Source organism: Hydrogenophaga palleronii NBRC 102513 (genome assembly GCF_001571225.1).
Classification (GTDB): Bacteria; Pseudomonadota; Gammaproteobacteria; order Burkholderiales; family Burkholderiaceae_C; genus Hydrogenophaga; species Hydrogenophaga palleronii.
The window spans coordinates 18,503-31,079 of record NZ_BCTJ01000019.1 but is presented as its reverse complement, the minus strand read 5'-3'; the positions used below and the strand labels follow the sequence as shown (position 1 = coordinate 31,079).

The following is a 12,577-nucleotide window of genomic DNA, read 5'->3' as shown; positions in this document are numbered from 1 at the left end:
TTGTTGACGCGCTCAACCAGCGTTGATGCGTGAAGTAGGTCACGTCAAGCCGTATTCCAAATCTTCTGAGCAACTGAAGCAGTTTGTGTTCTTGAGGAGAACGGCGCTGCCATGGTTCAATGACTCAAGACAACGGGTACTGCGCACTCCTATTTCCATTTTCCGCCGTTCCTTTGTCATCCGACATTCAGAACCGAGGGAGATAAAAACATTGGACGCAGCCTCTAATCTCATGCATGGTCTCTTGGACTACGTCCTGGAGCAATCTAAAGTCGTAGACCCTCGCGGCTTCACGCTCGCGGCATCGCGTGGTCTTCTCAAGACCATGGACCAGCTCTCGGGCCTCCCCGGCGTCGACTTTGACATCAAGGTTGAAGGTGACCACATCTGGATGCGCGTGGAACGACTCGAGGCTCTCCCCCCGCCTCCACTGTCCGAGGCGTTTCGCGGCCTGATTTCGGCGTCTACGTCTCCCACTTCGGCACCGCCTGTGCTGGACGAAAGAGCAATCGAGCACAAGCTCGCGGTCAATGCCTCGGGAAAACCACCGGAGCAGGCTCAGCAAGAGGCTGCCGTCTTTCGGAGCACCGTGGGCAAGGCGCTGGCGCAATACACATTGCTTTGGCAAGCCTGGTCGGCCGGGGAGAAGCCGAGAAGACAGTCCATTGACCTCTATGGGGAGTTGTTTTCCCTCAAGCAACAGCTGGAGTCCGAAGAAACGGCCAAGCCGCAGGAACTGGTCTGGGGAATGGGCATTTCCGCTTGGAGGCTGAGGGACGAAGCGGGGAGCATTGACTACCAGTACCCCTTACTCACCCAGGCCATGGAGCTCAACGTGGACGAGGCCAGCTTGGCCATCACGGTACGTCCGCGTGGCGTAGAGCCGCGCTTTGAATTCGACGCGTTCTCGGCATGCCAATTGATGAGCGCGCCCGATGTGGAAAAGACGGCCAAACACGCGTTGACCCAAGCCGGTGACCGCACGCCGACCCCTTTCGACCCCGGCAGCTTTGAGCACCTCCTCAAGATGGTGGCTGGCAATCTGCACGAAAGAGGTCGCTACCTCAACGGGCAGCGCGTGCCACCAACGCCTTCGGAAGACCTGTTGGTTACCGATGCTTGGGTAATGCTGTCGCGGCCGCGGGCGCACAACTACCTGCATGAAGACATTCAGCGCCTGAAGAACCGCATTACGGACGGCGCCGTACTACCGGCAGGTGCCGCAGCCTTCGTAACCCCACCCTCCGACGAAAAAATCAACCATGAGCCCGTACGCTTTCGCGGGTTGTCTGGTGGAGGTGGTGGCGGCACAGGCAAGCCATTGGAGCTCTTCTTTCCCCTGCCCTATAACCACGAGCAGGTCACCATCATTGAGCAGCTGCAACGCTCAGATGGTGTCGCCGTGCAAGGTCCTCCTGGTACAGGCAAGACACACACCATCGCCAACATCGTGTGTCACTACCTGGCTACCGGGCGCAAGGTTCTCGTGACCTCCAAAGGGGAGCAAGCCCTGGAGGTGTTGCAGTCCAAGATTCCGGAGGCAGTCAGGCCTCTGACGGTGGCACTTCTCTCGGGGGACAGGGAGGGCATGCGCCAGTTCCAGAACTCCATCGAAGCCATCACGCACAACCTGTCCCAGCTCAATCTGGACGTGGTGCGAACAGAGATTGAGCAGTGTCTTGCTGGTATCGACCAGGCGCATGTGGAGTTGGCGCAAATCGACCGACGCGTCGACGACATCGCAATGGCTCAGCTCTCCAGCATCAGCGTCGACGGCGTGGAGCTGCGTGCGCAGAAGATGGCCCAGCTGGTGGTATCCGGGGCAGAGCGCCATGGGTGGTTCGATGATGTTCTTTCGCTGGCGCCTGAGCACAGCCCGCCTTTGACCGACAGTGAAATGGCGGGTGTTCGGGAGGCTCGGCGCCGGGTCGGGCAGGACCTGCAATACGCCACGGTGCGCATTCCCTCCAGCGCCGGACTCCCGGCTGCCGCTGATGTTGGCCGGCTGCACGACGTGCTTGTCAGCATGCGTGAAATCGAAGCTGCGGAGGCCAGCGGTGGATTGCTGGCTTTGCGCGCCTCCTCTGTTGAGGTGCTTGCGGACGCACACAAGATGCTGCCCGGTGTGGAGGCCGCTGCCCAGCTAGCCCATGAGCTGGAAGAAACGGGGCATGTGTGGACGGCTGAGCTGCGGCGCAAGTGCCGTCAGACCGACTTCGTCAGTGAGCGCGAGGCGCTTGAGGCGCTGTTCGCTGAAATAGATGAGCTGATTCGCGCACGCGCCGTGTTCCTCAAGGTGCCGGTGGACTTGCCAGAAGCGGCACTGGGTGGCGAGAAGTTCATCGAGGCCGTCAAGCGTGCGGCCGAGACGGGCAAGGCATTTGGAATGCTTGCTATCGGTGCTGGAGAAGCGAAAGAGCACATTGCTGCGGTTCGTGTTGCTGGACTGGCTCCTAAAAGCGAGGAGGACTGGAAGCACGTGCAGAAGTACCTGCATTTGCACGACAGGGTGCGCTCCTTCAGCGTGCGCTGGAACCAGTTTGCCGACTTGTTGTCAGTCCCCACTGTCAAGGCGAGCGTGCAGGCCTTGAGGGAAATCGAACTGGTGACCACCTATGCGCGCAAAGCACACTTGCTCGCAACCAATCACGACAGCCACCTTCCAGCTCTTGCCGAGCGTGTCTTTGCCAAGCCTCCCATGAAGGAGTTGCGCGGCACCTCCGCAGACTTGCACAAGGTCAGGGAGCACCTGCGCAGTCATCTGACGCGGGCCGAGCTGGCGGAGGCAACTGTGTTGCTGGCGACGTTGCAGGAAAAACTCGCAGGTGCCGCAGGTTCGGTTTCAGACCAACTGCGTGGGTTCGTCAGTGTGCAGCTGGGCAACAATGCGGTGCCAACGGAACGAGCAGTAGCCTCTTATGCTGAGCTGGTCGGCGAGGTCCGTCGAATCGAGGCGATGGCACACGATTTTCAGACACTCAACGCTGGCGCCGAAGCCATGGAGAAGGCGGGCGCCGCCCTGTTGGCTGCTCGAGTGAGGACGTCCCCGCTGCCGGTTTCGGGTGAGGACAGTGTTCTTCCAACGACGTGGCGCCAGGCATGGACCTGGGCGAGGCTGAAAACGCACCTGGACAGCATTGAGGCCAGAGATGAACTGCTGGCCATGGCCTCCAGGAGAAATGACCTTGAGCGCGGACTGGCGCGTCTCTATGAAAACATGGTCTCCAAGTCCGCGTGGCGTGAGACCAAGGCCGGTGCTTCACCGAAGACGTTGTCGGCGCTGGAGGCGTACCGAACTGCGGTGCGAAAAATTGGCCAGGGTACCGGACCCAATGCAAGCCGGTATCGCCGAGATGCTCAAAAAGCCATGCATGACGCACAAGGGGCCGTGCCTTGCTGGGTGATGAGCCATGCCAAGGTGTCGGAAACCTTGCCTGCGACCTTGGGCAGCTTTGACTTGGTCATCGTGGACGAGGCCAGTCAGTCCGACATCTGGGCCCTGCCGGCAGTTCTGCGTGGCAAGCAAATACTGGTCGTGGGTGACGACAAGCAGGTTTCGCCCGATGGGGGATTCATTTCTGCAGCCCGTATCCAGGAGTTGGCCAATAGATTTCTTGCGGGGCAACCGCATGCAGCGAGCCTCACGCCGGAGAAGTCTCTCTACGACATGGCGTCCACGGTTTTTGCGGCCAACAAGGTGATGCTGCGAGAGCATTTCCGGTGCGTGCCAGCCATCATTGCGTACAGCAATCGGTTCTACAACGACTCGATGCAACCGCTGCGCATCCCACGAGAGTCCGAGCGTATTGACCCTCCCCTTGTGGATATTTATGTGCCCACAGGGTACCGAGGCAAGAAAGACCAAAACGCCGATGAGGCCAGTGCCGTCCTTGCCGAAATCAAAGCCATCCTTGCCGACCCCAACCTCGCCGGCCGCACTCTCGGCGTAGTCTCTCTACTAGGCTCAGAGCAAGCCAAGAACATTGATACCTTGGTGCGCAGCAACTGCGATGCAGCAGAACTCCTGCGTCGGCATTTCAAATGCGGTGATGCACGGACATTCCAAGGAAGTGAACGCGACATCATGTTCCTCTCTATGGTGGTGGACCCCAGCAGTTGCAAGGCATTGTCCGGCAATATGTTTGAGCAGCGCTTCAACGTCGCCGCCAGCAGGGCGCGCGACAGGATGTACCTAGTTCGGTCCGTACAGATGAAGGACCTTTCTCAGGCCGACTTGCGCGCAGGATTGCTTGGTTACTACTCCAAGCCCAAGGGCGGCACAGTTGACGATGGAAAGAGCCTCATAGACATGTGCGAGTCTGGCTTTGAGCGTGACGTATACACGGAGCTATTCAATCGCGGCTACCGGGTGATTCCACAGGTCAAGGCCGGCTCCTTCTTCATTGACTTCGTGGTCGAGGGTGCGCACGACATGCGGCTCGCGCTGGAGTGTGACGGTGATGAGTTTCACGGGCCTGACCGCTGGGCCGCGGACATGAATCGACAGCGAGTGCTGGAGCGTGCGGGCTGGACATTCTGGCGCTGTTTTGCTTCTACATGGTCGCTGCGCAAGGATGAAGTGCTTGAGGAGCTTCTCGTGCGTCTGCACAACATGGGCATCGAGCCCCTCGGCGCGCTGGAGAAAATTCCCTCTCTGGTGGAGGCGCGCACCTGGACCCCAGCAGATGCGCACCGGGAAGCTCATGGCGGAGGTGACGCGCTCGCTGACGCCGTCGCAGCGGCGAATATGGCAAACGAGTCCGTCTCGGGAGAAGCGAGGCCATGAGCATCGTGCGCAGCGCGGCCACGCTGCGCAGCTTTCGCGAGCAACCCATGTGGAAATTGCTCGCCGCCGACCGTGCGCCCGTCATTGCGGCACTGTTGGACAACGTGTTGCTTCAGGAGGAGAAGGTGCTCTCAGCGTCCACCCTGGAAGAGAGGCTGACACGAGACATTGAGACGCTTCGCGCGCATGGGTACGAGCTTCCCAATGCCGCTGCCGGCTATGTACGGGAGTGGATTGACCAGGGGTGGTTGTCGCGCCGCTTGGCGCAAGGCGCACCTGAGGAAGAGCTCAGCCTCACGACTGATGCGGCCAACGCCGTGCGCTTCATTGTCGGCTCAACCCAGCCACGCCGCAGCGCGACAGAAAGCCGTCTGGCCACCGTCATCAATCAGCTCCAGCGACTTGCCGAAGAAACCGACGGTGACCGAAGGAGCCGCCTGGAGTCGCTGATGGAGCAGCGCGACCGCATTGACCGCGAAATCGAACGCGTCAACAACGGGCAAATCACCACCCTGGCTGATGACCGCGCGCTGGAGCGCGCTCGCGACATCATCTTCTTGGCGGAGGAGCTTGTCTCGGACTTCCGCCAAGTGCGCGACGAATTCGAGCGCCTGAACCGCGACTTGCGAGCAACCCTCATTGACCACGAGGGAAGTCGCGGTCATGTGCTGGAAAAGCTTTTCAGTGGTGTGGACATCATCGGCGAGAGCGACGCCGGGCGTACGTTCCAGGCCTTCTGGCGGCTACTCAATGACTACGAGCAATCGGCCATCCTTGATGACGCGGTGGATACGCTGAACTCGCGCACTTTCGCCAAGAGCCTGAGCGATGTAGAGCGTCGCCTGCTGCGCAACCTCACCACTCTGCTGCTCAAGGAAGGCTCGACCGTGCATGAAGTACAGCAAAGCTTTGCACGTGGCCTCAAGCACTTTGTCCAGAGTCGTGAGTTCATGGAGAACCGCCGCCTGCATCAGCTGCTCGGGGTGGCGCAGCGCAGCGCCGTCCAGGTCAAGGACCAGCTCCGCACCAATGCCAACATAGGCTTTACGCTCACCTCCACCGGAGCCCGCGTAGCCTCGGTGGCCCAGTGGGGCTTGTTGGACCCAGACCTGCGCATGTCGGACACCACCATGGAGAAGGTTCCCGAGGGCGAACTTTCAGCTGACGCCCTCTCTGAGATGGTGCTCCGCTCCGAAATCGACTCCCGCATCCTCAAGCACAACATCCTGACGCTCCTGGAAGAGAAGGAGGTGGTGAGTCTGGCCGAGTTGCTCGAGCGGTTTGACGCCGGACAAGGGCTTGGAAGCGTGGTGGGCTATCTCTCATTGGCAGCCAAGCATGGCCAGGTTTTTGACAACCAACGGTGTTCTATTGAATGGACCGGGACCGACGACATGCGCCGGCGTGCGGACGCCCCCACTGTGTTCTTCCGCCGGGAAAGGGCCCATGAATTCAAACTCTGAGAATCTTGACGTGGACGACGCTCGCTCGACGAGCGATTCGCATGACGCATCACTTTTGGCGCTTCAGGCCACGCGCCAGCAGACCTTCGATGGAGACTGTGGTGTTCTGCCACCCGATACGCGACGGGTACTCGTGCAGCTACTTACTGGCCCACTTGTTGATGGCCGGCGCCACTTCAAGGCCTGGGAAGTGGTCTTGCGCGACGAATCTGTGCTGCGTAGCCGCCTCCATGAGCTCTACCTTGAGCTTGTGCTGGACCGCGACCAGCAGGTCGCGTTCTTGCGCCAGGTGTCGCGAGAGGACGTCGACATCCCCATCTTGCTGCGTCGGAACACACTCTCTTTCATCGAGACGGCCTTACTGCTCTTCTTGCGTCTTCGCCTTACTCAGGCTGAGGCTCAGGGTGAACGCGCCGCGTTGGACCTTCGAGAAATGCTGGAGTACCTGAAGACGTTCGAGCGCAGCGACAACGTAGACCAATCTCGGTTCTCCAAGCAGTGCGACTCGGCGGTGGAGAAAGCCAAGAAACTGGGCCTCGTACGTAAGCTGGCCAACACGGACGAGCGGTTTGAGGTCTCGCCTGCGCTTAAGCTGCTCTTTCCTGCCGAGGAAATCGAGCAGCTCACCAAGGCCTACGCTGTGGCAGCGGGGCAGCCGAACGCGCCAGGCACCGGGGAGGGCGCCGACAACGCTGCCGGTGACGACGAAGATGACGAAGATGATGGAGGCCAGCCGTGAGCGCACCTGAAAATGCGAGTGCTGTTGACCAGACGGCGACCGAAGGGCTTTTTTACTCTGGCGGCGTACCGGCCTTCCTGCTGAAGGACACAGTCGCCCCGGATTCCTCGCCAACCAAGGCAGATGCGGAGGCGCCGCAGGGTGAATGGGTGGGCCCCTTCCCTATGAGCGTAGAGACGGATGCAGCTCCGGCCGTGGATGCGCGCGCGCCCACGACGCCGGCGACACTCCCTCGCGCCTTACTCGCGGCCCAAGCGTCGTTTCTTGATGCCCAGGACCCTGATGTGCAGGCGCAGTTCCGCTTGCGTCGCCTCCAGGCCTTCAACTGGGGCACGTTCCAGGGGGTAGCCGACTTTCCTATCGCGCATGAGGGCTACCTGTTTGTGGGCAGCTCTGGCTCAGGCAAGAGCACCATGCTCGATGGGCTGGCTGCGCTGACGACGCCCTCGAATATCAGAGCGTTCAACGCAGCTGCTCGGGAGGCGGACCGTGGTCGCTCCGACCGCAACTTGGTCACATATGTGCGCGGCGCCTGGGCGCGCCAGAGCAATGAAGAGAGGGAGGCTGTTCAACAGTTCCTGCGCAAAGGCACCACTTGGAGCGCCCTGGCAGCCACATACCGAAATTCCCTGGGCGCCTCGGTCTCTATCGTCATGCTCATGTGGATTCGCGGGCCGGGCACCGCAACCCGGGACCTGCGCCATCAGTACTTTGTTTTCGAACGCGAGTTCGACGTGACCGAGTTCAAGGAACCCTTCGCCGACACGGACTTCGATTTGAAGAAGCTCAAATTGGCGTTCCCGGAAGCGTTCATCCGCGAGGAGTTCAAGGCATACCAAGAGCGCTTTTGCAGGCTGCTGGGCATAGAGAGCGACCGCGCGCTGCGCTTGCTGCACAAAACGCAGTCGACCAAGGACCTGGGTGAGCTCAACGTATTCCTGCGCGACTTCATGCTGGATGAGCCCGAAACCTTTGAGGTGGCTGGGCGCCTGGTGCACGACTTCCAGGACCTCAACGCGGCTCACTCGGAAGTGGTCGCTGCCCGCAAGCAGATTGAGGCGCTGGCGCCCGCGCGCGAGAACTTCGCGGTGCGCGCGCAGGTCGTCGCCGAGATTTCGGCGCTCCAAGCCGTCGATGACCATTTGGACAGCTACCGTGAAGAGCGGCGCAGCTCGCTCCTCACCACGGAAATCGAGACCACCAAGCTTGAGATTAGCCACGCGCAGATTGCGATTGGGGAGGCAAAGGGCAAGGAGCATCACGAGAAGACCGTTCGCGACCAATACATCACCAAGGTCCAGGGCGCCGGCGGCGTACTGCTGCAAGGCCTGGACAGCCGTATCAAGGAGGCCGAGGGTCAGCGCCAGACTCGACTGGCGAAGCAGGCCCTGGTGCATGGGGCCTGCCATGCCCTGGAGTGGCCCACGCCTGACACCCCACAGACATTCCTGAAAACGCAGGGCGATGCGCGCGTCCTCTTGAGCGGGACGTCTCAAGACGACGAGCTCGAGAAGCGACGGGACCCCGTCAAAGCTGAGCACGAACGGCTAAGTACGCGCTTGAGCGAATTGCGAGCCGAAATCGACTCTATGGAGCGCCAGCCTTCCAACATCCCGGGACCCTACTTGAGGGTGCGGGCCGTCCTGGCCACGGCTTTGGGCGTGGAACCACCGGACCTGCCCTTTGCCGGCGAGTTGATGCAGGTGCGGCCGGAAGGGGCGGAATGGTCCGGCGCCATCGAACGTGTCCTTCGGGGGTTTTCGCTGTCCATCGTGGTCTCGCAGGACCTCTATGCGGATTTCAGCCGCACGCTCAATGACCTGAATACGGGCATGCGCGTCATCTACCACCGAGCCATGATGGCCTCGTCTTCAGAAACGGACCGGCGCACCTTGAACGAGGACTCCCTGGTGCGCAAGGTCGAGCTGGCTCGCGGCACACATCAGGACTGGATGCGCCAGCAACTGCGCCAGCACTTCGACTACGAGTGTGCCCAAGACATGGCCCAGTTTCGAAGTAGCACGCGCGCTGTCACCAAGACGGGTCAGGTTAAGCACAGCGCTACCCGTCATGAAAAAGACGACCGCACGAACCTGAACAACCGTCGCGAATGGGTCATGGGGCTGGACAACGTTGCCAAGCGCCAGGCCTTCGTCGAGGAGGCGAAAGGGGTGGGGGAGGACTTGGCGAAACTGCAATCTCAGCTCAACCAGCTGACGGGGGAGCGCAGGCGCTTGCAGGAGCTACGCGGCCACGCCCTCACCATCGCAAATACCGCGTGGGAGGAAATGGACATCGGGGGGCTGCTCGGGCACATCGCCGAACTGCAGAAGCAGCGTCAGTTGGAGGTCGACCGAAACCCGGACCTGGAACAGCTGCAGGCTCGACTGGCCAGCCAGGAAAGGCACTACGAGGATGCGGTGACCAAGCGCCAGAAGGCTGAGGGCGAGGAACGCTTGGCGCTTGAGCGCCTGGTCAAGTTCCAAGACCGGCTCGAAAAGCTGACGGTGCCTCGCGTTCTGACTGCGGAGCTGCGCGACGCTATTGACGCAAGGGTGTCTCGCGTTGGCAAAGAAGTGACCCTAGAGTCGCTGGACAGTGTGTTGCACTTGGCCTCTCGCAGTATCGCCACTGACCGTGATGCACTCAAGACGACGGCCTCAACCCTCCAAGCAGCCATCGAACGCGTTTTTCTGGATTACTCCCGGGATTGGCCGTCGCAGTCTGGTGGCCTGGACGCCAAACTGGAGAGTGCGCCGGACTTCATCGCCAAGCTTGAGCGACTGGAAACAGATGGGCTGCCACGTTTCGAGGACCGATTCATGCAACTGCTGCAGCAGCAGAGCAACCAGAACCTGGCCACGCTGCAGCAGCGTCTGGACCTCGAACGCAAGCAAATTTACGACCGGTTGGACCAAGTCAATAAGAGCTTGAAGTCGGCGCACTACAACCCAGGCACGCACTTGGTCATCGAGCCAAACGACCGCACGCTGGAAGACGTCAAGGCGTTTCGTTTGCAGCTGCGTGATGCGCTGTCACAGGCGTTCACGCAAGACAAGGCGGCCGCTGAGCGCCGCTTCGGCGCCCTGAGCGCCATGGTCAAGCGCCTTTCTAGCCAGGAGTCCGTAGACGTAAAGTGGCGCGCTCTGGTGCTAGATGTACGCCTGCACGTGGACTTCCGTGTCCGCGAACTGGACCAAGATGGACTTGAGCGAGAGGTCTATCACAGCGGCGCTGGCAAGTCCGGCGGTCAACGCCAGAAGCTCGCGGCGGCGTGCTTGGCCGCTGCCCTGCGATATCAGCTGGGCGGGCAGGACCGTGCGGTGCCCTCGTACGCCACTGTGGTGCTGGATGAGGCCTTCGACAAGGCAGACGCCGACTTTACGGCCGCAGCCATGACCATCTTCAAGACTTTCGGGTTCCAGATGGTGGTGGCCACTCCGATGCGCTCGGTGATGACGCTGGAGCCATTCATTGGAGGGGCTTCCGTCATCCACATCGTGGACGGCAAGAGCTCGCGGTTCTCACAGGTCCAGTACGACACCGCACGCGGAGGTCTGGCGTTCACTGCCGATATGCGTGCGGTGGCGAACGAAGCTTGAGCGCGCAGTATGAAACTCGAGTCACCCACATTTGTTCTTGCCGACATGGCTCGGCGCCTGAATATCCAGTTTGGCCATTGGTTGTCGCAGATTGACGATGCGCGGGAAGAGCCCTCCGCCGATGAGAGCAAGCCAGAGGTCTCTGCTTGGCCCTTGCGAGTGACCTTGGCGAGCTTTACCGAGCGTGAGGTGTCCACTCGTATGGACGCGGTCACTCAATGGGCCGGGGAGTGGCATAGAGCTGAGCTCGGGCTACCCGCTGGAATGACGCTGGTTTGGGAGACTCGGCAGTGGCCGCGCCTGGGTGAGCAGCGGTTCCCCTCACGGCTGGTCATTGACAGCCCCGGCGCGCTGGCGGCATGGGTGAACGAGAGCTCGCGCTGGAACCTGGCCCGCTCAAGACGGAACGCGCTGGTTCGTGTATTTCCCCATGTGGCACGTTCGAGTGTGTGCCGACGCCATCTCGCCGTGCTTACGGACTGGACCGAGCAGGACGTAGAACGTTTGCACGCGCTGCTTGCTTGGTTTGATGCCAATCCGCGCTCAGGTCACTATCTGCGCCAAATTCCAATGCCTGGCATTGACACTAAATGGATTGAGCCTCGCAAAGCCGTCGTGCGTGATTTCCTGCTAGCGACCAGGGGCCAACCACTTGCTGCCACATCTAAGGATTTCCATGAAATCTGCGGCCTGCGCAAGCCCTCTGCCAAGCTGCGTTTTCGAATCCTATGCCCCAATCTCAGGGCAAGTCTGGCTGGGCTTTGCGACATTGAAGCCCCTGTGGAGGACGTGGCTCGAATGGACCTTCGTGTCCGCTCGGTCCTCATCGTCGAAAACTTGGAAACCGGCCTCGCGCTGCCGGATTTCGAGGGAACTGTCGTCTTCATGAAATTGGGGCACGCAGTTTCAGAGCTCGCACGTGTCCATTGGCTGGGCCCGGACCACCAAGCGGATGCCGTCGAACAACCGCCGCTACCTCATCTTGTTTACTGGGGCGACCTTGACACACATGGGTTTGCCATTTTGTCCCGGGCTCGGGGCATCTTTTCGCGCCTGCAATCTGTCTTGATGGACGACGCCACCTTCCTCGAAGGTCAGTCGCTATGGGTTAAAGAAAACACGCCAAATCGTGCCGAAGACTTTCGCCACCTCACGCCTGCTGAGAGAACCATGTACGCGGGGCTACGTGCAAACAAATGGGGAGTTAACCTTCGGCTAGAGCAAGAGCGGCTATCTTGGCCGAGCTGCTTAAAGGCGCTTCAAAACGCCCTGATTGGTGACCCTCAGGAACGCTCACGGATGCGCGAAAGCAACTGACCATCTGACCTAAATTTGATAGTTCGACATCAATTCCCGTGATGTCTCGAACTCAAGAGAGTTGACCTGAGTGAAGTTATTTGTGGAGACCTTATGGTGACCAAGAAGAGCTCAAAAAAGCGGAGTGCTGTAAAAACTGTGCAAGACCCAAGGGTCTTCGCGGATAGCAAGTGGACCATTTGCCAGGGCGAATTGACCAGACCAACTAAGCGAGGGCGTCCTTTTGTAGAGGCGGAGCACTTGTTCAGAGTAGTGGGAGAGAAACTCCCGTTTGAGGCGCTGACAAGTGTGAGGAATCATCTTCGGCAGTCAAGTCTTACCACCCAGGGTGTTTACATTGCTCACGACTCCATGGGTTGTCCAAGATACATTGGCCGCGGTGATATTTTTAGTCGGCTTGCAGCACGAAAAAAGGCTCAGGACCTCGAGCTTGAATACTTTTCCTTCTACGTGGTTTCGGAAAAAAAACATGAACGGGAAGTAGAAACACTGCTGATTCGCGCGGCGGGGTTTCTACTGGAGTTCAACGACCGCAAGAAGCGCGTTGGACTAGAGCCCGGTAGCATCTCGGACTACGAGGCGGGCACGGTCTTCTATTTGCGTAAGTTTAAAAAGTAGACGACGAGAGCTATCCTCTGCTCAACCGCGGCGCGTCCTACGTGAGAGCGCC

Annotated in this window: 6 protein-coding genes; all 6 read left to right on the top strand. The window is 60.1% G+C overall.

The features are described 5' to 3' along the window. The first annotated feature begins 244 nt into the window (after positions 1-244). The gene (locus HPA01S_RS14160; protein ID WP_218005351.1) at positions 245-4,786 is read left to right on the top strand and encodes a PDDEXK-like endonuclease domain-containing protein; all 4,542 of its coding nucleotides are present in this window, start codon (positions 245-247) and stop codon (positions 4,784-4,786) included. Beyond that, the gene (locus tag HPA01S_RS14155; RefSeq protein WP_066271164.1) at positions 4,783-6,249 is read left to right on the top strand and encodes a DUF3375 domain-containing protein; all 1,467 of its coding nucleotides are present in this window, start codon (positions 4,783-4,785) and stop codon (positions 6,247-6,249) included. Before HPA01S_RS14160 ends, HPA01S_RS14155 begins: the two co-directional genes overlap by 4 nt. Next, complete coding sequence (locus HPA01S_RS14150; protein WP_066271162.1) at positions 6,233-6,988, top strand: DUF4194 domain-containing protein; 756 nt, start codon at positions 6,233-6,235, stop codon at positions 6,986-6,988. The genes HPA01S_RS14155 and HPA01S_RS14150 overlap by 17 nt, the downstream gene beginning before the upstream one ends. Continuing rightward, entirely contained in the window at positions 6,985-10,590 is a 3,606-nt protein-coding gene (locus HPA01S_RS14145; protein WP_066271159.1) for an ATP-binding protein, read from the top strand. The genes HPA01S_RS14150 and HPA01S_RS14145 overlap by 4 nt, the downstream gene beginning before the upstream one ends. A gap of 9 nt (positions 10,591-10,599) precedes the next feature. Then, a complete protein-coding gene (locus HPA01S_RS22745) occupies positions 10,600-11,907 on the top strand; it encodes a DUF3322 domain-containing protein (RefSeq protein WP_084360690.1) in 1,308 nt (435 codons plus the stop codon). A 93-nt stretch (positions 11,908-12,000) separates the two neighbouring features. Continuing rightward, complete coding sequence (locus HPA01S_RS23135; RefSeq protein WP_157085027.1) at positions 12,001-12,525, top strand: hypothetical protein; 525 nt, start codon at positions 12,001-12,003, stop codon at positions 12,523-12,525. The last annotated feature ends 52 nt before the right edge of the window (positions 12,526-12,577 follow it).